The organism is Variovorax guangxiensis (genome assembly GCF_003952165.1).
In the GTDB taxonomy this organism is placed as follows: domain Bacteria; phylum Pseudomonadota; class Gammaproteobacteria; order Burkholderiales; family Burkholderiaceae_C; genus Variovorax; species Variovorax guangxiensis.
The window spans coordinates 306,186-330,531 of sequence record NZ_RXFT01000001.1; the positions used below are offsets into that span (position 1 = coordinate 306,186).

Genomic DNA, 24,346 nt, shown 5'->3' on the forward strand with positions numbered 1-24,346 from the left:
TGCGATCTAATGGCAAGCAATATTTATCGGCCGGACGATTTCTCAGGCTGGCGACTTGCGCAGGCCTCCAGGAGGCACGCCGAACCGGTCCCTGAAGCTTCGGCTGAAATGGCTCGCGTCGCCGAAGCCGTTGCGATAGGCGATCTGGGCCACGCTCAAATGGTCGAGCCGCCTGTTCCGCAGATCGTCTTTCGCGCGCTCCAGGCGGCGCATGCGCAGGTACGCGCCATATTGCGTGCGCTGCGTCTCGAAGAGCCGATGCGTGAGCCGCCTCGAGATGCCGAGCTCCCTCGATACCGCATCGACCGAGAGTTCCGGATCGCCCAGGTGCGCCTCGATGAAGGCCACCAGCCGCTGCCAGCGGTCGCGCTCGCGGTGCTTGCCGTCGGCCGCGTCTTCGTCCACCGATTCGCAATAGGCCGCAGCCAGCAGCGAGACGAAGGACTGCTCGGAGAAGTACGCCAGTGCCGGCAACGCCTGCGCATTGCCCGGAAACACATGCCCCATGTGCACACGGGCCGCCTCGGCCAGGCGCGAATCCGCCCGCGAGATCGAAGGCACGAAGCGGTCGTGCAGATCGGCGTAGATGCCGAAGAACCGGTCCGACGGCACCCGCAGCACCACCAGCCTGCCGGGCGTGGTCAGTGTGCAGGCCGAAGGAAGCCGCGTGGTGCGGAAGGTGATGTCGCCCTTGCGGAAAGGCATGCAGCGCCCGCCCTGCTCGATGGTGCCTTCGCCCTCGACCGCGATCATCGCGAGCACATCGCCCGCGCCGCCGATGGAAGCCAGCGCCGTGTCATGGCGAACCGCCAGCGGCGTGGAGGCGAAGCTGATCGCCAGCCCGCCGCCCACGAGCCGGCAGGCCTCCAGGCTCATGCGCGGGTTGCTGTCCCGCACGCTGAGCTCGCCGGGGTACACCAGCGAGTCGAGCGCATTCGAGTAGCCCTGCACGTCGCCCATGTAGAACGGACGGAAGCATGGCGCGAAGCTCAGGTCGGAGGCTGCTGCTGTGTCGTGGTGCATGGCTGTGTTTCCTGCCGCCGATGCGCATGCTTCGTGCCAGGCAGCGTCGGCAGGGGCAGTCTAGGCGGCCGACATCCGATCCGGGGCTGAGGCTTTCCACTAGTTGGCACGCCGGATCAATGCGCGTGCACCCACGCGCAAGAGCAAAGCGGGGGCTGCTTCATACATTGGCCGCACCCCCCACGAATGCACACAGGAGCCAACGCGTGAGCGACGACACCCGCACCACAACCCACGAAAGCCCCGCGCCGTCCCTCGACGGCCTCAGCTACGGCAATTGGACCGAGGCCGAGAAGCTCGCGCTGAGCTGCCGCATCCTCGCGAAGGAAGGTCATTGCGAAACCCTGGCCGGCCAGATCACCGTGCGGCAGCCCGACGGCAGCTTCCTGACCACGCCGCTCGCGCACGCCTTCAGCGAGATCCGCCCCGACTCGGTCATGCGCATCGACGATTCGCTGCGCGTGCTCGAAGGCCGCGGCGTGCCCAATCCGGCCGTGCGCTTCCACCTGTGGGTCTACAGGCGCAGGCCGGACGTGAACTGCGTGATCCACACGCATCCGCCATACGTCTCCGCGCTGTCGATGACCGGCGAGCCGCTGCAGATTGCGCACATGGACGCCACCCCGTTCTTCGACGATTGCGCCTTCCTGCCCGAGTGGCCCGGCCTGCCGATCGCCGACGTCGAGGGCGAGATCATCTCGGCCGCGCTCGGCACCAAGCGCTGCGTGCTGCTTGCCAACCACGGTTTCCTGGCCGCCACGCCGACCATCGAGGAGTCGCTGTACATGTCGGTGCTCATCGAGCGCGCGGCGCGCAACCAGCTGATCGCGCAGTCGGCCTACGGTCGCCTCAAGCTGGTGGACCCGGCACTGGCCAGGGAGTCGCACGACTTCCTGCTGCAGCGGAGCATCGTCAACGCCAGCTTCGCGATGTTCGCGCGGCAGATCACCGGGGAGCGCCCATGAACAGCATCGCCACCCCGTTGCAGGGCACCGTGGAGAAGAAAAAGCACCAGAGCGTCTGGAAGATCGGCGCCGCCACCATGGTCGGCACGGCCATCGAGGCCTTCGACTTCCTCGCCTACGGCACCGCCGCTGCGCTGGTGTTCAACAAGCTTTTCTTCCCCAACTTCGACCCCACCGTCGGCACGCTGGCGGCTTTCGGCACCTTCGCCAGCGGCATGCTCGCCAGGCCGCTGGGCGGCATCATCTTCGGGCACTACGGCGACCGCCTGGGCCGCAAGTCGATGCTCACGCTGAGCCTGCTGATGATGGGCATCTGCACGGTGCTGATCGGCCTGCTGCCGACCTACGAGTCCATCGGGCTGTGGGCGGCCGTGCTGCTGGTGCTGCTGCGCATCGGGCAGGGCCTTTCGTTCGGCGGCGAGCTCGGTGGGGCGATGCTCATGGCGGTGGAGCACGCGCCGCCGCGCTGGCGCTCGCTGGTCGGCAGCATGCCGCAGATGGGCGCTCCCATCGGCGTGCTGCTGTCCTCGGGCGCCTTCGCGCTGGTCACGCAGCTGCCCGAGTCCAGCTTCATGAGCTGGGGCTGGCGGCTACCCTTCCTTGCGAGCGCGGTGCTGATCGTGCTGGGCGTCTTCATCCGCATGAAGGTGGACGAGTCGCCCGAGTTCATGCAGGTCAAGGTCCACCGCAGGACGGCGGTGCTGCCGGCGCGCGAGGTGGTGGTGGCGCACCTCAGGCCCTTGCTGCTGACCATCGGCGGCAAGCTGGCCGAGGTGACGCTGATCTACACCGTGCTGGTGTTCTCGATCTCCTACGCGACCAGCCGGCTCGGCTTCTCGCGCTCCGATGCGCTGCACGCGCTGATCGCCGGTTCGGCGGCGATGGTCTTCACCATTCCGGCCAGTGGCTGGCTCGCGGACAAGGTGGGCGCGCGGCGGCTCTACGTCTTCGGCGGACTGCTGCTGGCGCTCATGGCGGTGCCGCTCTTCCAGGCCATCGGCAGCGGATCGCTCACGGCCTATACGGTGGCGATGGTGCTGGCGCTGTCGCTCAACTACCCGCTGATGTTCGCGCCGCAGTCCAGCCTCTATGCGGCGCAGTTTCCGCCCGAGCTGCGCTACTCGGGCATCTCCATCGGCATCCAGTTCGCGGCGGCCATCGGCGGCGGGCTGGCGCCGATCATCGCGGCGACGCTGGTGGCGAACTATTCGAGCATCGTGCCGGTGGGCGTCTACGTCGCGGTGCTGGGCGTGGTGGCCGCGGGGTCGGCCTGGCTGATGCGCCCTGTCGCGAACGAATGACCGGCCGCCCTCAGGAGTGCCCGTCCACCCGCATCTGGAAGAGGAAGTAGGGCGGAATGCAGGCGCCTTGCCCCTCGGGCTTGCCATTGGCCTGCGCGCAGATGTAGTCGTCTCGGCAGGACTGCTGCGCCGAACAGCTGCGCAGGTTGCCGGGGCGCGTGTGCTTGGCCAGGCATTCGCCGAAGGGCTTCTTCGCGGCCAGGCAGCTGCTGAAGTCGCTGAGGATCGCGATGCCGCCGCAGGTGCCGTTCGGGTCCCTGGGGTCGCAGGGGCCGGAGCACATGCCGCCCGGAAAGCCGACCGACGTTTTCTCGCACACCGAGGCCGCGCCTTCGCAGGCAACGGGCGGCAGCTTCTCGGCGCGATCGGTCCACGCGTTGGCCGACTGCGTGATGCGCGTGGGCTCGCAGCGCGCGCCGACCGTCGCGCGTCCGGCGGCGGCATCCGCTTCCATCGGCTCGGCCAGGGGCCGGAACGGATCGGGCCGCGGCGTGGAGAGCGCGGCCCGCACGTAGCTTTCGCGCCGCGCGAGCTCGTCCTGCACGTGCGGCGAGTGCGGCACCGCCAGCGCGTTGCCGGTGGTGAAGGTCCGAGAGGCGCCGCGCCGGTCGACACCCAGCAGGTGGAAGCCCGCGACCGCGCGGCTCTGGTGGCAGCCCATGCAGCTCAGGTCGTCGAGGCGGCGCAGCACCGCCTGCGGCGACTGAAGCGTGCGGCTGCCGGGCACGGCCTGCCATTCGCCGGGCGCGAAGATCTGCGCGAAGGGCCGGTTGGCCAGCCGTTCGAGTCCGCGCGGCGCGACCGAGATGGCTTCGGTCGCGAGGAACCTGTCGGGAATCTGCAGCGTGGCCTCGTCCAGCGCGCGCAGGTTGGCGGGTTGCCGAAGCCACTGCTGCAGTTCCTTGCGCAGCGGGGCATTGGCCTTGAGCCTGGCGACGTCGGGCGTGTTCTCCAGCGGTGCGATCTCGAAGCGCCTGGCGCCCGCGTTCCAGCGGAAGGCGCGCAGCATGTATTCAGCGTGGCCGCCCAGGTCGGGCCGCACCGCCGAGGGCCAGCGCACGCTCTGCAGGTTGGTGGTGAGCTGCGCGATGCGCGCGTGCTCCAGCCGCTTCGGCGCGAGCGGGCCATCGGCCGAGGTCAGCCAGCGGCCCAGCGCCTCGTCGGCCATCGCGGCCTGCGGCGGCTGCCATCGCTTCGCGGCGGCGGCGCAGCTCCCGTCTGCATCGGGCGCGTCGCCGCGCAGTTCGACGTTGACAGTCATCGGCAGGCGAGACTGCATCGCGGCCGTGCGATAGGCCAGCCGGTACACCAGCCGCGTTTCGCCGCAGGCGCCGCTCTGGAAGGGCCGGCGGTCCATGCGGTTGGCGACGCCGACCAGCTCGAAGAAGGCATCGGGGCTCGCGAGCCAGCGCGCGTCGAACAGCCGGTGCGGATAGCGCGAGATGCCCACGCCCGCCTGCCTGTCGCGCCGCTGGATACCGGAAAGGCTGGCGCCCAGCGGTTCGGTGATGGAGCGCCAGGCCGGAGTGCGCATCAGCGCCTCGTTGGCGGTGACGCCATCGGTGGACTGCGCCGATTCGCCGTACATCCAGCGCGCGAAGCCGGCGCCGGATTTCTCGGCAGCCTGCAGCGCGGCGGGCGAGGTGACGAGCAGCACCGGCTCCGCCGCTTGCGCCATGGGCACAGCGGAAGCGAGCGTCAGTGCGAGGAGGGCGGCGGGCAGGTGATGTCGGATGAGCGGCACGCGGCCGATTGTGCCGCCGTGCCGCCCGTCATCACGCGAAGGCCCGACCCGCTTCGGGCATTGCCTGTGCCGTGTCCAGCGCATCCAGCGCCGCCAGCGGCCGCGGCGTGGCTGCGAGCAGCGCCTGCGTGTACGCATGGCGCGGATCGTCGAACACCGCGTCGCGCGCGCCTTGCTCCACGATGCGCCCGCGCTCCATCACGATCACGCGGTCGGCGATCTGCTCCACGGCCGCGAGGTCGTGGCTGATGAACAGGCATGCGAATCCGTGGTGCTGTTGCAGGCTCTGGAACAGCTTGAGCACCTGCGCCTGGATCGTCATGTCGAGCGCCGACACCGGCTCGTCGGCCACCACGAAGGCTGGGCGCCGCACCAGCGCGCGGGCGATCGCCACGCGCTGGCGCTGGCCGCCCGAAAGCTCGTGCGGGTAGCGCGCGCCGAGGCCGTCGAGGCCGACCTCGTCCAGCGTTTCCTTCACGCGCCGGGTGCGGGCCGTCGCATCGAGCTCGGGCAGGTGGCGCAGCGGCTCGGCCACGATCTCCTGCACGCGCATGCGCGGGTCCAGCGAGGAGAACGGGTCCTGGAACACCAGTTGGCAAGCCAGCCTGAAGCGATGCAGTGCGGCGCGGCCGGCGCTGCGAACGTCCTCGCCGCGAAACAGGATCTGCCCGGCCTGCGAGGGCGCGAGCCGCAGGATGGCGCGGCCCAGCGTGGTCTTGCCCGAGCCGCTGCCGCCCACCAGCGCGACCATCTCGCCCGGATGGATGTCGAGGTCGAGCGAGTCGATCACGCGAACCGGCGCGTGGCGTTTGAAGAAGCCGGCGCGTGCGCCGGCGTAGCTCACGCACAGGCCGCGCACCTGCACCAGCGGCTGCCGCTGCTCGGCGGGTTCGGCCTTGGCCGCCTGCCGGCGCGGCAGCGCGTCGACCAGCTTGCAGGTGTAGGGCTGCCTCGGTGCCAGCAGGATGCCCGGCACCTCGCCGGTCTCGACCAGCCGGCCCTTCTCCAGCACGATGGCGCGCTGCGCATAGCGCCCCACCAGCCCGAGGTTGTGCGTGATGAGCAGCACGGCCGTGCCGTTGTCGCGCGCCAGGCCCACCATCAGGTCGAGCACCTCGCGCTGGCTCAGCGTGTCCAGCGCGGTGGTCGGCTCGTCGGCGATCAGCAGGCGCGGCTTCAGCAGCATCACGCTGGCCAGCATGATGCGCTGGCGCATGCCGCCCGAGAACTCGTGCGGATAGGCGTGCATGCAGCGTTCGGGGTCTGCGATCTGCACGCGGCGCAGCATGTCGACGATGCGCGCGCGAATCTCCTGCGCCGGCAGCTGCGTGTGCATGCGCAGCCCTTCGGCCATCTGCTCGCCGATGCGGTGCACCGGGTTGAGCGAGACCATCGGCTCCTGGAACACCATGCCGATGCCCGGCCCGCGGATGGGGCGCATGGCCTTCGCGTCGTGCGTGGCCAGGTCCTGCCCGTCGAACACGATGCGCCCGCCGGTCTGCGCAATGCCAGGCGGCAGCAGCTGCAGGATGGCACGCGCGGCCATCGTCTTGCCGCTGCCCGATTCGCCCACCACCGCGAGGAACTCGCCCGCCTTCACTTCGAAGGACAGGTCGTGCACCAGCGGCTGGGCGCCGTTGCGCAGTTCGATCTTCAGGTGCTCCACCGACAGCACGGTGGGGTTCGATGCGGTGTTCATGGCTTCTCCGTCCGCGGATCGAGCCGGTCGCGCAGCGATTCGCCCAGCAGGTTGATGCCCAGCAGCGTGAGCGCGATGCACAGGCCCGGCACCACGCACAGCCACACGGCCGAGGCCATGTAGGGCCGCGCGCTCGCGAGCATGTTGCCCCAGGTGGGCGCGGGCGGCGGCACGCCCAGGCCGAGGAAGCTCAGTGCGCTTTCCGACAGCAGCACCCAGCCGAACATGCTGGTGGCCAGCACCGCCACCGGCGCCATGCAGTTGGGCAGCACGTGGCGCCACATGGTGTAGAGCTCGCCGTTGCCGATCATGCGCGAGGCCTCCACGTACTCTCGCTCGCGCAGCGACAGCACCGTGCCGCGCACCACGCGCACCACCGAAGGCGCATAGGCCATGCTCAGCGCCAGCACGATGCCCCACTTGTTGGCGCCGACGATCACCATCACGCCCAGCGCCAGCAGCAGCCCCGGGAAGGCCAGCAGCGTGTCGTTGAAGGCCATCAGCACGCGGTCGGTCCAGCCGCGCACGAAGCCCGCGACCACGCCGACCACCAGGCCCATGGCAGTAGCCAGCGTCACGGTGAGCAGCGCCACCAGGCAGCTGGTGGCCGCGCCCTGCATCGCGCGGCTGGCTACGTCGCGGCCGAATTCGTCGGTGCCCAGCCAGTGCGCCATCGAAGGCGGCTGCAGCTTGGAGCGCAGGTCGATGCCCAGCGGGTTGTAGGGCGTCCACAGCGCGGCGGCCACGGCGACGGCCAGCAGTACCGCGACGAGCGCGCCGCCGATGAGGGTATGGGTCTTGAACTTCGTCTTCACTGCACAGTCACCCGCGGGTCGAAGAGGGGGTAGCACATGTCGACGATCAGGTTGATCACGACGTAGATGCAGGCGGTGAAAAGCAGGCAGCCCTGCAGCACCGGGTAGTCGCGCGCGAAGATCGAATCGATCATCAGCCGCCCCAGGCCGGGCAGGGTGAACACCGTCTCCAGCACCGCGATGCCGCTGAGCAGGTGCCCGAGGATCAGCCCGATCATGGTGAGGGTCGGGTTGAAGGCGTTGGGCAGCACATGGCGGCGCAGCACCTGCGATTCGGGCACGCCCTTGGCGCGCGCATGCGTCACGTATTCGAGCCGCAGGATCTCGATGGTGCTGGCGCGCGACATGCGCGTGAGCACGCCGGTCTCCACCAGCAGCAGCGTCGCGATCGGAAGAATCACGTAGAGCACGCCCTGCGAGAAGTTCTCCGACATCGGCACGTAGCCCACCACCGGCAGCCAGCCCAGGTACTGGCCGAAGAACATCAGCAGCAGCAGGCCCAGCCAGAAGCTGGGCATCGAAAGCATCAGCGTCGCGGCGCCGATGATGGCGAGGTCGGTGGGCTTGTCCTTGCGCCAGGCGGCGACGAGGCCGGCGGGCACGGCGATCAGCGAGGCCAGCGCCACCGCGACGAGCACGATGACCGCGCTGACGTGAAAGCGCTCCCAGATCAGCGGCAGCACCGGCAGGCCGTTGGTGGTCGATGTGCCCAGGTCGCCGGCCAGCGCGTGCTTCAGCCACACGAGGTACTGCACGGGCAGGGGCTGGTCCAGCCCCATCTGGTGGCGCATGAGCGCCAGCTGCGCGGGGTCGGCGCCTTCGCCCAGCATGAGCAGCACCGGGTCGCCCGGAATCAGCCGCATCAGAGTGAACACCGCGATGGAAACCAGCAGCAGCGTCGGGATCGTCATCGCGATCCGGCGCAGGAGATAGGCGGGCATTGCTCGCGCGGCTCCGTTCAGCCGGCAGCGGCCAGCCGCACGTTCCAGAACCTCGGCTTGGCCGGCGCCCAGCCCTTGAAGCCGACCACGTTCTTGCGCATGGCGGTGGCGTCGCTGGCGTTGAAGAGCACGATCATCGGCACGTCCTGCAGCATCTGCTTGTGCATCTCGTCGAACAGCACCTGGCGGCGCGCCTTGTCGCGCGTGACCATCGACTCCGCCAGCCGGGGCTGGGCGTAGGCGCTGTCCCAGACCTTGCGCGGCTGCGCGGCCTTGTCGCCGGACACCATCTCGAAGTTGAGCGAAGGATCGATGCGCGCCGAGTAGATGAAGGCCATGCTCTGGTACTGGCCCTTGGTGTAGCGGTCGAGCTGCGTGGCCCAGTCGAGCACCTCCAGCTCGATGTTGATGCCCGCCTCGGAGGCCATGGCCTGCACCAGCACGGCGGCCGAGTACAGGGCCTCGTAGCGCTTGTTGGCGATCATGCGGATCGGCTGGTTGCGGTAGCCCGCTTCGGCCAGCAGCTTCTTCGCGGCGGCGATGTCGCGCCTGAAGCCGCCGGCCTGCACTGCGTCGTAGTAGGGGCTGGACGAAGGCACCACCGAGTTGTTGACCGGCGATAGGCCCTCGGTGACGGAGCGCGCGATCTCGGGCGTGTCGAGCGACAGCGCCAGCGCGCGGCGGATGCGCACGTCCTTGAGCAGCGGGTCGCTGGTCTGCAGAAGCAGCGCGACCATCGACATCACCGGCGTTGTGTCGACCAGCACGTCGGAGCGCTTGCGCATCTCGACCACGTCGGCCGGGCTGGGGTTGACGAAGGCGTCGATGCCGCCGCTGTAGAGCGCGGCCTTGGCGGCGGCCGAGTCGGGAATGACGACGAAGCGCAGGTTCTCGATCTCGGCCTTCTTGCCGCCAGCCAGCCCGTCGCGCGGCTCGGCGCGCGAGGTGTAGCCGTCAAAGCGCGTGAGTTCCACGTACTGCCCGCGCTTCCACTCCTTGAGCTTGTAGGGCCCCGTGCCCACGGGCTCCTTCCACTGGCCGTCGGGGCCGACCGAGCTGCGATGCAGGATGGCGGCGCCGCCGCAGTCGGGCCGGGCCATCATCGTGAGGAAGAGGGCGCTCGCGCGCTCCAGCTTGAACACCACCGTCTTCGGGTTGGGCGCCTCCACCGAGAGCACCTTGGTCATGCCCTTGCCGTCGAACTCGGGCAGGCAGCGCCAGCCGCTGGCGGGCTTCAGATAGCGCTGCCAGTTCCAGACCACGTCGTCGGCCGTGAGCGTGGCGCCGTTCTGGAACTTCACGCCGTCGCGCAGCGTGAAGGTGTAGGTCAGGCCGTCGGCCGAGGTGTCGACCTTGCTCGCCAGCATCGGGCCCACCGAGGTGTCCTCACGCAGCGCGACCAGCCCCTCTGCCACGTGCAGCAGCACGTTGTCGGTGTTGTCGTCGCGGTTGCCGCCGGGGTCGGTGCTGCGGATGTCGGAGTTGATCTGGATGCGCAGCGTCTGGCCTGCGCCTGCGGCCGGCTGGGCGAGAGCAGGCACGGCGGCTGCCAGGCCGAACGCCAGGGCGGCGACCAGCGATGCTGGCGACTTGGAGGGTGGGCGAGACGGAGGAACGGGGACTTTCTTCATGGCAACACTCCTGGCGTGGGCGGGCTCGGCAGCGGTAGGGCGTTCGGGGTCAGAGGGAATATTCGGTGAAGCGATGGGCCCTGAAGGGCGCCGGGGCGATGCGCATCTTCCGTGCCGCCGGGTCCATCACGATGGTCGCCACCGTGGCCGACGAGGCGCCGCCAGGCCCCGCGCTCGGGCTGCGGCACACGGCGCGCGGCGCGCCGAAGCGGTCCTGCAGCGCGTCGAGCACGTCCTGCTCGCCGAGCAGGCCTTCGGCGCGCCGGTTGTGCAGCGCCTCGGTCACGCGGCGGTCGCGGTAGAGCGAGTCGGGCGTGGTCTCCAGGCTGCGGTCCACCACGCGCGCCAGAGCGGCCGGCGTCTTGAAGTGGTTGGCATGCACCAGGATGCCGCCCTCTGGCTGCTGCCAGAACACCTGCTCGGGGCAGGTCTCCAGGCTCACGGCCTCGCCCTCGGCGTGCGTGACGATCATGTTGTTGGAGATGGAACGTGCGGTGCGGCACACCACGCCAAGCGCGTTGGCGTACAGCTCCGACTGCAGGATCCCGCGGCGGATCAGCGCCAGCGGCACGCCCTGCTGCCTGCCGTCGCTGTCGGCCTTGATGAAGTTTCCGGTGACGGCGATGCCTGCGCTGTTGAGGCCGGCCCGCGCGAGCGTGCCTGCTTCGGCGAAGGTCAGCATCGACGGTCCCTTGGCGGGCTGGATGCGCAGCACGATGCCCAGCTCCAGGCTCTCCACGCGCCAGTCCCAGTTCTGTGCGTGGATGAGCCGGCCCTCGCGCGAGGCCGAGGGCATCACCACCACGCCGGTGCAGCCGTCGGGCGGCTCGGTGGCTTCGAGCTGCTGGAAGGCGTAGAGCATCTCGCTGCGCGCGTTCAGCGCCACGATGTCTTCCGGCGGCACGCCCGCGCCTTCGGCAACGCCCTCGATCTCGCGCAGCATGCCGGCGTCGAAGGCCTCGATCACCGGCATGAAGCGGCGCGCCAGCGCGCGGGTGCGGTCCCAGCTGAGGCCCACGCGCTCGAAGGCGGCGCGGTAGGTGCGCAGGCTCAGGTCGATGCGCTCGCCTGCCGCGCGGCCGTACTGCTGGCCGCACTGGCGGGCGTCGCCTTCGATGTCGTAGAGGGGGAACGATTCGATGTCCATGTCGGTCCGGTGCTTTCCTTGTTCGGTGTGTGATGCGTGTGTGCTTCAGGCTGCGGCGTCGGTCGGCCGGGCGGTCTGCGCGATGGCGGCGCGCAGGCTGTCGACGATCTGGTCGACGTGCCGGCGCTCCAGCGTGAAGGGCGGCGACAGCGCGATGGTGTCGCCCACGGAGCGCACCAGCACGCCGCCCTGGTCCACGCAGTGCTGGGCCACCGCCTGTGCATGCGTGCCCGCGCCCTCGGCCCAGGGCTGCAGCTCGATGCCGGCGAGCAGGCCGACGTTGCGCACGTCGATCACGCCCGGCAGGCCGCGCAGCGTGTGCAGGCATTCCTCGAAGTAGGGCGCGGTGGCCGCCGCCTGGGCGATCAGGCCGTCCTGCGTGTAGGCGTCGAGCGTGGCCATCGCCGCCGCGCAGGCCAGCGGGTGGCCCGAGTAGGTGTAGCCGTGCGAGAGCTCGATGCCGCTCACGCTGCCCTGCATGAAGGCGTCGTGCACCTCGTCGCGCATCAGCACCGCACCCATGGGCACCGCGCCGTTGGTCAGGCCCTTGGCGGTGGTGATGAGGTCGGGCGTCACGCCGAACAGGTCGGCCGCGAAGTTGGTGCCCAGGCGGCCGAAGCCGGTGATGACCTCGTCGAAGATCAGCAGCACGCCGTGCTTGTCGCAGATCTCGCGCAGGCGCCTGAGGTAGCCGCGCGGCGGCGGCAGCACGCCGGTGGAGCCGGCCACGGGCTCGACGATGACGGCGGCCACGGTCGACGGGTCGTGCAGCGCGAGCAGCGCCTCCAGCGCGTCGGCCTTCTCGATGCCGTGCGCCGGCTCACCGCGCGAGAAGGCGTTGCGCGCCAGGTCGAGCGTGTGCGGCAGGTGGTCCACGCCGTTGAGCAGCGGCCCGAAGGTGCTGCGCTGGCGGCCGATGCCGCCCACCGAGATGCCGCCGAAGCCCACGCCGTGATAGGCGCGCTCGCGGCCGATGAGGCGGTAGCGGCCCGCGTCGCCGCGTGCGCGGTGGTAGGCCAGCGCGATCTTCAGCGCGGTGTCGACCGACTCGGAGCCCGAGTTGGTGAAGAACACGTGGTTCATGCCCGCGGGCGCCATTTCGGCCAGCCGCTGCGCGAGCACGAAGGCAGCCGGGTGGCCGATCTGGAAGCTGGAGGCGTAGTCGAGCACGTCGATCTGCGCCTTCATCGCGGCGCTGATGCGCGGGTGGCGGTGCCCCGCGTTCACGCACCACAGGCCGGCGATGGCGTCGAGCACGCGGCGGCCGTCGGCCAGGTCGTAATAAAGGCCTTCGCTGCCGACGATGAGGCGCGGCGACTGCTTGAACTTGCGGTTGGGGGTGAAGGGCATCCAGAACGCGTCGAGCGACGCGGGGGAGGCGGGGGTGTCGGCAAGGGCCACGAGATGGTTCTCCGTTGGGAAGCGACCCGGCTCTCGGGTCGTCGTGGGGCCGATCTTGAAACTCGAATTGTATTTTTGGCGCGAGATGTACATGGTTTTTTCGGGCCAAAAATACAAAACCCGGGCGATGATCGGCGCCCAAGCCCCGCGATTCCGGAGAACCCCTGGATGGCTGCATCCCAGACGGACGACAAACCCCTTGCATCGCCCCTTGCGCCGGTCGCTCCGCTCGTCCAGCGCGTGAGCCGCTACGTGCTCGACCAGGCGCTGGCCGGCGGCTACGAGAGCGGCAGCCACCTCACCGAGGCCGAGCTCGCGAGCCGGCTCGGCATCTCGCGCACGCCGGTGCGCGCGGCGCTGCGCGTCCTGCACGAGCGGGCCTTGCTGGCCCACACGCCGAACCGCGGCTACACGCTGGTGGCCGACCGCCAGGCACTCGCCAAGGCCCGGCGCGAGATGCCCGAAGACGAGGAGAAGACGCTCTACTACCGCCTGCTGCGCGATCGCCTGGCCGGCAAGCTGCCCACGCGCGTCAACGAACTGGAACTGGCGCAGGCCTACGCCGTGCCGCGCCCGCTGCTGCGCACCGTGCTCACCACGCTGCTGCAGGACGGCGTGCTGCGCGGGCGCCACTACCAGCGCTGGGAGTTCACCGAGACGCTGGATTCGGTGGAAAGCGAGCGCGAGAGCTACCGGTTTCGCCTGACCGTCGAATGCGCCGGGCTGCGCGAGCCCGGCTTCAAGGTCGACCTGCAACGGCTGCGCGCCTGCCGCGAGCGCCAGCAGGGGCTGCTCGCGCAGGCTTCACGCTATTCGTGGATGGATTTCTTCGAGGCCAACGCGCAGTTCCACGAACTGCTGGCCAGCGCCTCGGGCAACCGCTTCTTTCTCGATGCCGTGCAGCAGCAGAACCGGCTGCGGCGCATGTCCGACCTCTCGGACTACCCGCTGGTGAACATCGACCTGCTGCACAAGTCCTGCCACGAGCACCTGGAAATCCTCGACTCGGTGGAGCGTGGCGACCTCGAAGCCGCCGCCGGGCACATGCGCCGGCACCTCAGCCGCGCCAGCGACCTGGTCGAGCAGCGGGTGACGGGCGTGCTGGGCGACTGACTTACCCTGCGGCGTTCAGCTTGCGGCGCGGCGAGATGTTCAACGTCCTGCAGAAGTCGTAGAAGGCTTCGAGCTGCAGCGACTTGTCGAACACCGCGTCCACCCCTGCGGAAAGCGCACCTTCGCGCACCTCGGAGGTGGCGTGGTTCATCAGCACCACCGTGCGCTGCGCCGGCGACTTGTGCTCCTGCAGATACTGCGCAACGGTGAGGCCGTTGCCTTCGGCCAGGAAGATGTCGATGACCGCCGCGTCCCATTCCTGCGGGTTCTTCCTGAGCCAGTCGATGGCGTCGACCGATGTGGTGGCGGTGCCGATCACGTCGCAATCGGAAAACTCCTGCAGGCCGTCGGTCAGCGTGGTGGCGATCAGGGGGTTGTCTTCTATCAGGTAGATGCGGGTCATTGTTCGCAGTCGGGGCTTCTCGTTCTGAGCGGTCTTCGTTCGTTCTCGTCGTCGTCGGCTTGTCTCGGGCCGATGCGGGCATTGTCCCTGCCGGGGCGGCGTGTCGAGTCGGACAATGCCTTCATCTGCCGTAGAACCCTGCGCTGGAGGATCACTGGCGTACAAGACGCGTCGGCATGCGCAGCCATATCGTGGGGTCTTCATCAACAACCGCCCGCACGGTACGCATGGCCACGCCGCAATCTTTTACGCCTCCTTTCACATCCTCCGGCCGCAGCGCGCTGGTGCAGGCGCCGCCCTGGCACTACGCGGGATGGCTCGTCAACGTGGCCTTCGAGTTCGATGCCGCGAACGGCGCCGTGCTGGTGCCGGCCGGACTGGGCACGGCCACCGGCAAGGGCTGCGTCCATTTCGCGGACTGGCAGTTCTGCGGCGACGACGGCCGCGAGCTGCTCGACCCGGTGTATGCGCAGTACCGCGAGACCATCGTGGTGCTCGAAATCGAGCAGAAGAAGCGCGGTGGCGGCGATGCGCCGCGCTCCTTCTATTGCCCGCTGATCTACGTCGATCAGGACGTCTCGCTTCTGCGCGGCTGGCTGCAGGGCTGGCCCAAGAAGATCGGGCAGACCTGGCTCACGCGCAGCATGCCGTTGATCCACCCGGCGGCCGCGCCGCTCGCGGCGGGAAGCCGGCTCGGTGCGAGTCTCAGCGTGAAGGAGCGGCGCCTGGTGGACGCGACAGTCACACTGTCGGGCGAGCAGACCGGGCGGCTGGGTTTTCTTTCCGCGCCGACCGTGGGCGCCGTCGGCTGGCCCGACCTGACACAGCCAGGCATCGCGGCGGTGCCGCGCTACCTGCGCGCCGACATCATCGACCGCGTCGAGCCCGGCTGGACCGCCGGCAGCGCTACGCTGAAGTTCCACGAACATCCGGTCGAGGAACTGGCATCGCTCGGCCCCGTGGAGGCCAACGTCGCCAGCGCCGGCTGGATGGGCATCACCGTGCGCGGTGCGATCGCCGTGTGACGCGGCCGGCCGCGCTACCCTTCGCGGGATGACCCGCAACCCGCCCTCGAACCCGCCGGCTTCGCACGTGATCGGCCTGCCGATGGACGGCGGCGCGCAGATCGAGGCCTTGTTCGCGGCCGACCCCAAGGCGCGCTTCGAGCTGCACTGGCATGCGGAGTGGAGCGTTGGCGCCATCCTCGAAGGCCGCTGCGAATTCACCTGCGCCGGCGAGCGGCAGGTTGCGCAGTCGGGCGACATCGTGCTGATGGCGCCCTTCATGCTGCATACGGCCGGCGTCAGTGCGCAGGGCTTTCGCATGGTGATGCTCTACGTGCCGCACGCCTGGGCGAGCAGGCGCCTCGCGTGGCCGCCGGGCCTGCGAGGCACGCTGAGGCAGGGCGTGTGGCGCGACGAGGTCATGGCAGGCGAGCTGGCATCCGCTGCGCAGGCGCAAGACGGTGCGCAGGTCGGCCGCTTGCTGGAAGAGATTCTTCGCGCGCAGGCCGATGGCGAACTCGTGCCGGTCGAGCGCCACATGGGCGATGCGCGCGTGGAAGCCGTCTGCGAGGCGCTGGCGACGGAAGATGCCTGCCGCATCGATCCGGCCGGGCTGGCGCAGCGACTGGGCGTGTCGCGAGAGCATTTCCATCGTCTGTTCCGACTGGCCGTGGGCATGACGCCGGCCCACTACGCTCGGCTAGCGCGCATCGGCCGAGCCAGGGCGCTGCTGCGCGAGGGCCACGCGGCGGCCGAGGTTGCTGCGCAATGCGGCTTCACCGACCAGGCGCACTTCTCGCGCTGGTTCCGCCGCTGCTTCGGCGTGACGCCGGGCAACTACATGGCCGGGCGGGAGCGGACGGAAAGGCGCGCGTGAGAAACTAGCGGGCTTGCCAGCCCGGCCCGATCGAGGTCAGGGCACCGCTGCCAACCACAGGAATCCCGCGTTTTGGAAGAGAAGGTCGTCTCCGTTGCACCAATGATGGACTGGACCGACAGGCACTGTCGTTACCTCCATCGCCTGCTCTCGCGCCACGCGCTGCTCTACACCGAGATGGTGACGACCGGGGCGCTGATGCATGGCGACGTGCCGCGCCATCTGCGCTTCAACGCCGAGGAACACCCCGTTGCACTGCAACTCGGCGGCAGCGAGCCGGCCGACCTCGCGCACTGCGCGAAGCTCGGGGAGGAGTGGGGCTACGACGAGATCAACCTGAACTGCGGCTGCCCCAGCGAGCGGGTGCAGCGCGGTGCCTTCGGCGCCTGCCTCATGAACGAGCCGCAGTTGGTGGCCGATTGCGTGAAGGCGATGGTCGACGTGGTCGGCATTCCGGTGACTGTCAAGCATCGCATCGGCATCGACAGGATCGAAAGCTACGAGTTCGTGCGCGACTTCGTCGGCAAGGTGAGCGAGGCCGGCTGCAACACCTTCATCGTGCATGCGCGCAACGCCTGGCTGCAGGGGCTGAGCCCGAAGCAGAACCGCGAGATCCCGCCGCTGCGCTACGAGCTGGTGCACCGGCTGAAGCACGAGTTTCCCGATCTGCACATCGCCATCAACGGCGGCATCACGGTCGACGCGCAGGTGCACGAGCATCTGCGGCTGCTCGACGGCGTGATGGTGGGGCGCGAGGCGTATCACAACCCCTGGTGGCTGGCCGGATGGGACGCCGAGTTCTTCGGCGCCGGCGAGCAGACGCTGACGCGCGAGGAAGTCGAGTCGCTGATGTGCGACTACATGGCCCGCGAGGCGGCCGAGCACGGCACGCACTGGTGGCCGATCGCGCGGCACATGCTGGGTTTGCGCAACGGTCTTCCGGGTGCGCGCCGCTGGCGGCAGGTCTGGAGCGACCATCGGCTCAAGACACTGCCCGCGCACGAAGTCATGGCGCTGGCGCGTGAGCCTGCCGCGGCGCAGGCAGCCTGAATCCGTAGCGCCGCGCGCGCTTCCGCCGGCACGGCATCGGGGGGCGAAATCGGCCTCCAGGCCTTTCCTGAAACGATGTTCCGAAATCGCTACTTCACGATAAGTGGCGCGTCAACCGTTTTTTGCTGAAAAATGAGGACATCAGGGACATAAAAAGGTTTGGATACATGAGTGACGCGATTGGCGGCAAAGAAGAAGTGAGCGCGCTCGCCAGAGGACTGGCTCTCCTGAGAGTCATCGGCATGGCATCGGCACCGATAGGCAATCGCGAACTGGCAGACACCACCGGCATCCCCAAGGCCACGGTGTCCAGGCTCACCGCAACGCTGGTGAGTGCGGGGTATTTACGACAGTCTCAGGACAGCGAGCGCTTCAGCCTCGGCCCCGCGCTGCTCGACATGAGCAGCCGCTACCTGCGCCATTTCGACCTGCGCACAGTGGCGCGGCCGCATCTGGCGGCGCTTTCGGAGGCGGCGGGCGTGAGCGTGCACCTTGGCGTGCGCGACGAGCTCGACATGCTGGTCATCGATTCGCTGCGGCCGCGCTCGGTGGTCATCAGCTCCCGCATCGAGGTGGGCACGCGCATGACCATCGCGACCTCGGCCGCCGGGCGCGCCTACCTGGCGGCGCTGCCCGAGGCGGAGCAGTCCGAGCTGCTGGCGCAGATCCGGATCGAGAGCGGAGAAAGCTGGGGCGTCATCGAGCCGGGCCTGATCTCGAGCCTGGACGAGTACGGCGCGCTGGGCTACTGCGGCTCCTTTGGCGAATGGAATCCGCACATCCACGCCATCGGCTTCGCCCTGGAAGGCCCACGCGGCGAGCGTTATTCCGTGAGCTGCGGAGGCCCCGCCTACCTGCTGCCCAAGGAAACCATGGTGGGGCGCATAGCTCCGCTGCTGCTCGAAACCGCCCAGCGCCTGGCCAACGAAACCGGCACCCTCAGCCTGGATTGACCTTATTCCCGCAGGGAGACAACGCGCCCGAGGATTCGCGAAATACCGCGGAGCCGGCTTTGCCCGGCCGCAGGTCTGGCTTCCTTTCCGGGGGATGCGAAGCGACCCGAGAATTCGCGGGATACCGCGGAACCGGCTTCGCCGGGCCGCAGGTATCGCCCCGTGAGGGGGTGGCGAAGCGACACGAAGTGCGCAAGCCTGGGGGCGGACCTAGTTCGCCGCTTCCAGCCCGTTCTGGAAGTGCTCCCGCATCCGGGCCATGGCCGCTTCCGCGTCGCGCGCCTCGATGGCTGCCATCACCGAACGGTGCTCGGCCAGCGACTCACCGATGCGGCCGGCCTTCAGCAGCGAGTTGTGCCGGTTGAGCTTCATTACCTTGCGCAGGTCGGCCACCATCTGGTCGCGCCACTTGTTGTTGGCGATGGCCAGCAACTGCATGTGGAAGCGCTCGTTCACGGCGAAGAAGTGCTCTCGGTCTTCGGGCGAGGCCGCCGCCTCCAGCTCGGCGTGCAGCGCCTTCAGCTCGGCGCGCTGGGCGTCGGTGGCACGCTCGGCCACCACGCCGGCGGCGTCGCTCTCCAGCAGCGAGAGCAGGTGGTAGACGTCAGCCAGGTCCTGCTCCGACACCTCGGTCACGTACGCGCCGCGCCGCACCTTCATCGTCACCAGGCCCTCGGCCGCCAGCACCTTCAGCGCCTCGCGCAACGGGGTGCGGCTGATGCCGTATTCCTCGGCCAGCTTGAGTTCGTCGATCCAGCTGCCGGGCTCCAGCTCGCGGCGAAAGATCCGCTGGCGCAGCAGTTCGGCGACCTCTTCGTAGAGGGCGCGGGGGGTGAGGGTGACGGCGGACATGGGCCGGACTGTACTTCAAAAAAGGCGTTTGAATTAATAATTATGGATCGGTTAGACTCGCGGCCGGCTTGCAGATCCCTGCAGGCGAATTTGCGAACACCCTGCAAGACTCTGCGAACGGCCCCTTCATGAGCAGCAAACCCGAACCTTCTTTCAAGCAAGCCGACCTCGAAGCCTGGGCCAAGGCCGCAGCCAAGTCCGCACCCGGCGGCGACCTGGGCGCGCTGAACTGGATCACGCCCGACGGCATTGCCGTGAAGCCGCTGTACACCGCCGCCGACCTGCAGGGGCTGAAGTACACCGACACGCTGCCCGGCTTCGAACCCTACCTGCGCGGCCCGCAGGCCACCATGTACGCGGTGCGCCCCTGGACCATCCGCCAGTACGCCGGCTTCTCCACCGCGGAGGAATCGAACGCCTTCTACCGCAAGGCGCTGGCCGCCGGCGGGCAGGGCGTGAGCGTGGCCTTCGACCTCGCCACCCACCGCGGCTACGACAGCGACCATCCGCGCGTGACCGGCGACGTCGGCAAGGCCGGCGTGGCCATCGACTCGGTCGAGGACATGAAGATCCTGTTCGACCAGATCCCGCTCGACAAGGTGAGCGTGTCCATGACGATGAACGGCGCCGTGCTGCCGGTGCTGGCGGGCTATGTTGTTGCGGCGGAAGAGCAGGGCGTGGCGCAGGACCAGCTCAGCGGAACCATCCAGAACGACATCCTCAAGGAGTTCATGGTCCGCAACACCTACATCTTCCCGCCCGCGCCGAGCATGCGGATCATCGGCGACATCATCGAGTACACGGCGCAGAAGATGCCCAAGTTCAACTCGATCTCGATCAGCGGCTACCACATGCAGGAAGCCGGTGCCAACCAGGCGCTGGAGCTTGCCTTCACGCTGGCCGACGGCAAGGAGTACGTGAAGACCGCGCTGGCCAAAGGCCTCGATGTGGACGGCTTCGCCGGCCGCCTGAGCTTCTTCTGGGCCATCGGCATGAACTTCTATCTCGAAGTCGCCAAGATGCGCGCGGCGCGCCTGCTGTGGTGCCGCATCATGAAGGAGTTCGAGCCCAAGAATCCCAAGAGCCTGATGCTGCGCACCCACTGCCAGACCTCTGGCTGGAGCCTTACCGAGCAGGACCCGTACAACAACGTGGTGCGCACCACCATCGAGGCGATGGCCGCGGTGTTCGGCGGCACGCAGAGCCTGCACACCAACGCGCTCGACGAGGCCATCGCGCTGCCCACCGAGTTCAGCGCGCGCATCGCGCGCAACACGCAGCTCATCATCCAGGAAGAGACCCATATCACCAACGTGATCGACCCCTGGGCCGGCAGCTACATGATGGAGAAGCTCACCCAGGACATGGCCGATGCGGCCTGGGCCATCATCGAAGAGGTCGAGGCCATGGGCGGCATGACCAAGGCGGTCGACAGCGGCTGGGCCAAGCTCAAGATCGAGGCGGCCGCCGCCGAGAAGCAGGCGCGCATCGATTCCGGCAAGGACGTGATCGTCGGCGTCAACAAGTACAAGCTCAAGAACGAAGACCCGGTGGAGATCCTCTCCATCGACAACGTGAAGGTGCGCGAGCAGCAGGTCGCGCGCCTGCAGAAGATCCGCGCCTCGCGCGACGGCGCCAAGGTGCAGGCCGCGCTCGATGCGCTCACCGAAGCCGCCGAGAACAACACCGGCAACCTGCTGGCGCTGAGCATCGACGCGGTGCGCCTGCGCGCCACGGTGGGCGAAATTTCCGATGCGCTCGAGAAGGCCTTCGGCCGCCACCGTGCCGACACGCAGAAGGTCACCGGCGTGTATGCCGCCGCCTACGACTCCGCCGAGGGCTGGGAAACGCTCAAGACCGAGATCAACGCCTTCGCCGAAGAGCAGGGCCGCCGCCCGCGCGTGATGATCTCCAAGCTCGGCCAGGACGGCCACGACCGCGGCGCGAAGGTTGTCGCCACCGCCTTCGCCGACCTGGGCTTCGACGTCGACATGGGCCCGCTCTTCCAGACGCCGGAAGAATGCGCGCGCCAGGCCATCGAGAACGACGTGCATGCCGTCGGCGTGAGCACGCTCGCGGCCGGCCACAAGACGCTCGTGCCCGCCATCATCGACGAGCTGCGCAAGCAGGGCGCCGACGACATCATCGTGTTCGTCGGCGGCGTCATCCCGCGGCAGGACTACGAGTTCCTCTACGACGCCGGCGTCAAGGGCATCTACGGGCCGGGCACGCCCATTCCCGCCAGCGCCAAGGACGTGCTGGAGCAGATTCGCGCGGCGGTCACGGCCTGAGGCACGCCGTCGTGAGCGATCTCTTGTCGCGGCTGTCGCTGCAGCCGGTGGATTCCAGCGATTTCGAGGCCATGCTGGCCCTGCGCATCGACGCGATGCGCCCTAGCCTGGAGCGCGTGGGCCGCTTCGACGTTGCCCGCTCGCGCGAGCGCCTGAGCGCGGGCTTCGTGGTGCCCTACATGCATCACATAGTGCTCGACGGCGACCAGCGCATCGGCTTCGTCACGCTCAAGCCCGAGGACAGCGACGCGCTGCGCCTCGACCATCTCTACCTGCGCACCGGCTTCCAGGGCCTGGGCATCGGCGAATGGGTGCTCGAATGGGCCAAGTCGCAGGCGCGCGAGCAGCGGCTGGACATCAAGCTCACCGCGCTCGTGAAGAGCGACGCCAACCGCTTCTACCTGCGCCACGGCTTCGTGCTCGAAGGCGGCGAGGGCGTCGACCTGCACTACCGCTGGCGCGTGGCGTCGGAGGCTGCGTGCTGAGCGACAAGGCGAAGGCTTTGGAGAACGCGATCGCCGGCACCGAAGGCATGCCGCAGCGGCGCGCCATCGCCAAGGCCATCACGCTGCTCGAATCGACGCGCGACGACCACCGCGCGCAGGCGGACGAGCTGCTCACGGCGCTGCTGCCACGCACGGGCAATTCGTTCCGCCTCGGCATCTCGGGCGTGCCGGGCGTCGGCAAGTCGACCTTCATCGAGACGCTGGGCCTGCTGCTGATCGGCAAGGGGCATCGCGTGGCGGTGCTTACCATCGACCCGTCATCTACCGTTTCGGGCGGCTCCATCCTCGGCGACAAGACCCGCATGGAGCGTCTCTCGGTCAACGAGCGCGCCTACATCCGGCCCAGTCCGTCGAGCGGCACGCTGGGCGGCGTGGCGGAGAAGACGCGCGAGGCCATGCTGGTCTGCGAGGCCGCCGGCTACGACATCGTGATCGTCGAGACCGTCGGCGTGGGCCAGAGCGAAACGGCTGTCGCCGGCATGACCGACATGTTCGTGCTGCTGCAGCTGCCCAACGCGGGCGACGACCTGCAGGCCATCAAGAAGGGCGTGATGGAGCTGGCCGACCTCGTCGTCATCAACAAGGCCGACATCGACAAGGACGCCGCCACACGAGCGCAGGCGCAGATCACTTCGGCGCTGCGGCTCTTCGGCCACCAGGGCAACCCCGAGCACGCGCATGCCGCGCATGACGCCCACAGCGGCGCCGAAGTGCGCTTCTGGCTGCCCAAGGTGCTGCAGCTCAGCGCGCTGGCCAACACCGGCGTCGACGCCTTCTGGGAGGCCGTTACGCAGTTCAGGCAACTGCAGACCGCCAACGGCCGCCTCGCGAAGCGCCGCGAGAAGCAGGCCACCGCGTGGATGTGGGAGCGCATCGACGCCGGCCTCAAGCAGGCATTCAGGCATCACCCCCAGGTGCGCGAGTTGCTGCCGCAGCTCACGCAGCAGGTGGCGCAGGGCACCCTGCCGGCCTCCACGGCCGCGCGCAACCTGCTCGCCGCGGCCGCCATCGCGGCCAGGCCATGAAGACAAGACACGGAATCCAGGACCACAGCTTCGAAAGCACACCATGCAAGAACTGATCGAACAACTCGAAAAGCGCCGCGCCCAGGCGCGTCTCGGCGGCGGGCAGAAGCGCATCGACGCGCAGCACGCCAAGGGCAAGCTCACGGCGCGCGAGCGCATCGAGCTGCTGCTCGATGACAACACCTTCGAAGAGTGGGACATGTTCGTCGAGCACCGCTCGGTCGATTTCGGCATGGCCGAGCAGAAGGTGCCGGGCGACGGCGTGGTCACCGGCTACGGCATGATCAACGGCCGCCTGGTGTTCGTGTTCAGCCAGGACTTCACCGTCTTCGGCGGCGCGCTCAGCGAGGCGCATGCCGAGAAGATCTGCAAGGTGATGGACCAGGCCATGAAGGTCGGCGCACCGGTCATCGGCCTGAACGACTCCGGCGGCGCGCGCATCCAGGAAGGCGTGGCCTCGCTCGGCGGCTATGCCGACGTGTTCCAGCGCAACGTGATGGCCTCGGGCGTGGTGCCGCAGATCAGCATGATCATGGGCCCCTGCGCCGGCGGTGCCGTGTATTCGCCGGCCATGACCGACTTCATCTTCATGGTGAAGGACTCCAGCTACATGTTCGTCACCGGCCCCGAGGTGGTGAAGACCGTCACGCATGAAAGCGTGACCGCCGAGGAACTGGGCGGCGCCATTACCCACACCACCCGCAGCGGCGTGGCCGACATGGCCTTCGAGAACGACGTCGAGGCGCTGATGATGCTGCGCCGCCTCTACAACTACCTGCCGCTGAACAACCGCGAGAAGCCGCCCGTGCGCCTGGGCAACAACGGCCTGGGCGACCCGGCCGACCGGCTCGACTATTCGCTCGACACGCTGGTGCCCGACAACCCGAACAAGCCCTACGACATCAAGGAACTCATCCTGAAGGTGGTGGACGACGGCGATTTCTTCGAGCTGCAGCCCGACTACGCGAAGAACATCGTGATCGGCTTCGCCCGCATGGAAGGCCAGACCATCGGCATCGTCGCCAACCAGCCGCTGGTGCTGGCGGGCTGCCTGGACATCAAGAGCAGCATCAAGGCCGCGCGCTTCGTGCGCTTCTGCGACGCCTTCAACATCCCGGTGGTCACCTTCGTCGACGTGCCCGGCTTCATGCCCGGCACCGGCCAGGAGTACGGCGGCATCATCAAGCACGGCGCCAAGCTGCTGTACGCGTACGCCGAGTGCACGGTGCCGAAGATCACCGTCATCACGCGCAAGGCCTATGGCGGCGCCTACGACGTGATGGCCTCCAAGCACCTGCGCGGCGACGTCAACCTCGCCTGGCCGCGCGCCGAGATCGCGGTGATGGGCGCCAAGGGCGCGGTGGAAATCATCTTCCGCGAGGACAAGAACGACCCCGAGAAGCTCGCCGCCCGCGAGGCCGAGTACAAGGCCCGCTTCGCCAACCCGTACGTGGCGGGCGCGCGCGGCTACATCGACGACGTGATCCTGCCGCACGAGACCCGCAAGCGCATCTGCCGCTCGCTGGTGATGCTGCGCGAGAAGAAGCTCGAGAACCCGTGGCGCAAGCACGGCAACATTCCGCTGTGAGCGAAACGGAGAAGAAG

General features: G+C 68.6%; 20 protein-coding genes and 1 pseudogene. 11 read left to right on the forward strand and 10 right to left on the reverse strand.

The window, feature by feature from the left end; translation table 11 throughout:
• Positions 1-42 precede the first annotated feature (42 nt).
• Positions 43-1,023, reverse strand: coding sequence for a helix-turn-helix domain-containing protein (locus EJP67_RS01470; RefSeq protein ID WP_126018673.1), 981 nt, complete (start codon positions 1,021-1,023; stop codon positions 43-45).
• Positions 1,024-1,229: 206 nt separating this feature from the next.
• Between EJP67_RS01470 and EJP67_RS01475 the strand changes: the two genes are divergently transcribed.
• Together EJP67_RS01475 and EJP67_RS01480 are read left to right on the forward strand one after the other, a co-directional pair.
• Positions 1,230-1,988: an aldolase gene (locus EJP67_RS01475; protein WP_240650464.1), complete on the forward strand. Its 759-nt coding sequence runs from the start codon at positions 1,230-1,232 to the stop codon at positions 1,986-1,988.
• Between the two features lie 77 nt (positions 1,989-2,065).
• Positions 2,066-3,289 (forward strand): MFS transporter, encoded by a 1,224-nt coding sequence (locus tag EJP67_RS01480; RefSeq protein WP_418131901.1) that lies wholly within the window; start codon positions 2,066-2,068, stop codon positions 3,287-3,289.
• A gap of 10 nt (positions 3,290-3,299) precedes the next feature.
• Here EJP67_RS01480 and EJP67_RS01485 read toward each other — a convergent pair whose 3' ends face one another.
• Genes EJP67_RS01485 through aptA form a run of 7 tightly spaced genes read right to left on the reverse strand, consistent with a single transcriptional unit; the run spans position 3,300 to position 12,667 of the window.
• On the reverse strand, positions 3,300-5,033 hold the full coding sequence (locus EJP67_RS01485; RefSeq protein WP_240650465.1) for a hypothetical protein: 1,734 nt from the start codon (positions 5,031-5,033) through the stop codon (positions 3,300-3,302).
• Between the two features lie 31 nt (positions 5,034-5,064).
• On the reverse strand, positions 5,065-6,732 hold the full coding sequence (locus tag EJP67_RS01490) for an ABC transporter ATP-binding protein (RefSeq protein WP_126018680.1): 1,668 nt from the start codon (positions 6,730-6,732) through the stop codon (positions 5,065-5,067).
• Positions 6,729-7,547, reverse strand: a complete 819-nt coding sequence (locus EJP67_RS01495; protein ID WP_126018682.1) for an ABC transporter permease — start codon at positions 7,545-7,547, stop codon at positions 6,729-6,731. Before EJP67_RS01495 ends, EJP67_RS01490 begins: the two co-directional genes overlap by 4 nt.
• Positions 7,544-8,488: an ABC transporter permease gene (locus EJP67_RS01500; protein WP_126018684.1), complete on the reverse strand. Its 945-nt coding sequence runs from the start codon at positions 8,486-8,488 to the stop codon at positions 7,544-7,546. The genes EJP67_RS01495 and EJP67_RS01500 overlap by 4 nt, the downstream gene beginning before the upstream one ends.
• Before the next feature lie 17 nt (positions 8,489-8,505).
• Positions 8,506-10,119: an ABC transporter substrate-binding protein gene (locus EJP67_RS01505; RefSeq protein ID WP_206169435.1), complete on the reverse strand. Its 1,614-nt coding sequence runs from the start codon at positions 10,117-10,119 to the stop codon at positions 8,506-8,508.
• A gap of 49 nt (positions 10,120-10,168) precedes the next feature.
• Positions 10,169-11,266, reverse strand: coding sequence for a C45 family autoproteolytic acyltransferase/hydrolase (locus tag EJP67_RS01510; protein ID WP_126018686.1), 1,098 nt, complete (start codon positions 11,264-11,266; stop codon positions 10,169-10,171).
• A 45-nt stretch (positions 11,267-11,311) separates the two neighbouring features.
• Positions 11,312-12,667 carry an omega-aminotransferase AptA gene (gene aptA, locus EJP67_RS01515; protein WP_240650466.1) on the reverse strand — a complete coding sequence of 452 codons (1,356 nt, stop codon included), beginning with the start codon at positions 12,665-12,667 and terminating at the stop codon, positions 11,312-11,314.
• A 168-nt stretch (positions 12,668-12,835) separates the two neighbouring features.
• Here aptA and EJP67_RS01520 point away from each other — a divergent pair, with 168 nt between their 5' ends.
• Positions 12,836-13,780 (forward strand): GntR family transcriptional regulator, encoded by a 945-nt coding sequence (locus tag EJP67_RS01520; RefSeq protein ID WP_165909530.1) that lies wholly within the window; start codon positions 12,836-12,838, stop codon positions 13,778-13,780.
• Position 13,781: 1 nt separating this feature from the next.
• Here the strand turns inward: EJP67_RS01520 and EJP67_RS01525 are convergent, their stop codons facing one another.
• The gene (locus tag EJP67_RS01525; protein ID WP_126018691.1) at positions 13,782-14,183 is read right to left on the reverse strand and encodes a response regulator; all 402 of its coding nucleotides are present in this window, start codon (positions 14,181-14,183) and stop codon (positions 13,782-13,784) included.
• A gap of 176 nt (positions 14,184-14,359) precedes the next feature.
• On the opposite strand from EJP67_RS01525, the gene EJP67_RS01530 reads away from it, so the two are divergent.
• From EJP67_RS01530 to EJP67_RS01545, 4 genes and pseudogenes are all read left to right on the forward strand, one after another.
• Positions 14,360-15,208 carry an acetoacetate decarboxylase family protein gene (locus EJP67_RS01530; RefSeq protein ID WP_206169436.1) on the forward strand — a complete coding sequence of 283 codons (849 nt, stop codon included), beginning with the start codon at positions 14,360-14,362 and terminating at the stop codon, positions 15,206-15,208.
• Positions 15,209-15,236: 28 nt separating this feature from the next.
• On the forward strand, positions 15,237-16,064 hold the full coding sequence (locus tag EJP67_RS01535; RefSeq protein WP_126018693.1) for a helix-turn-helix transcriptional regulator: 828 nt from the start codon (positions 15,237-15,239) through the stop codon (positions 16,062-16,064).
• A gap of 69 nt (positions 16,065-16,133) precedes the next feature.
• Positions 16,134-17,114 (forward strand): annotated as a pseudogene (gene dusA / locus EJP67_RS01540) (tRNA dihydrouridine(20/20a) synthase DusA); the annotation flags it as partial.
• 167 nt (positions 17,115-17,281) lie between these two features.
• Positions 17,282-18,067, forward strand: coding sequence for an IclR family transcriptional regulator (locus EJP67_RS01545; RefSeq protein WP_126018697.1), 786 nt, complete (start codon positions 17,282-17,284; stop codon positions 18,065-18,067).
• 210 nt (positions 18,068-18,277) lie between these two features.
• On the opposite strand, the gene EJP67_RS01550 is transcribed toward EJP67_RS01545, so the two are convergent.
• Positions 18,278-18,919, reverse strand: coding sequence for a GntR family transcriptional regulator (locus EJP67_RS01550; protein WP_126018699.1), 642 nt, complete (start codon positions 18,917-18,919; stop codon positions 18,278-18,280).
• A gap of 128 nt (positions 18,920-19,047) precedes the next feature.
• Here EJP67_RS01550 and scpA point away from each other — a divergent pair, with 128 nt between their 5' ends.
• From scpA to EJP67_RS01570, 4 genes are read left to right on the forward strand one after another with little or no spacing between them, the layout of a single operon-like run.
• Complete coding sequence (gene scpA / locus EJP67_RS01555) at positions 19,048-21,210, forward strand: methylmalonyl-CoA mutase (RefSeq protein WP_126018701.1); 2,163 nt, start codon at positions 19,048-19,050, stop codon at positions 21,208-21,210.
• 11 nt (positions 21,211-21,221) lie between these two features.
• Entirely contained in the window at positions 21,222-21,695 is a 474-nt protein-coding gene (locus tag EJP67_RS01560; protein WP_019653178.1) for a GNAT family N-acetyltransferase, read from the forward strand.
• Positions 21,696-21,742: 47 nt separating this feature from the next.
• On the forward strand, positions 21,743-22,741 hold the full coding sequence (gene meaB / locus EJP67_RS01565) for a methylmalonyl Co-A mutase-associated GTPase MeaB (protein ID WP_206169454.1): 999 nt from the start codon (positions 21,743-21,745) through the stop codon (positions 22,739-22,741).
• 43 nt (positions 22,742-22,784) lie between these two features.
• Positions 22,785-24,329, forward strand: a complete 1,545-nt coding sequence (locus EJP67_RS01570; protein WP_019653176.1) for an acyl-CoA carboxylase subunit beta — start codon at positions 22,785-22,787, stop codon at positions 24,327-24,329.
• Positions 24,330-24,346 lie beyond the last annotated feature (17 nt).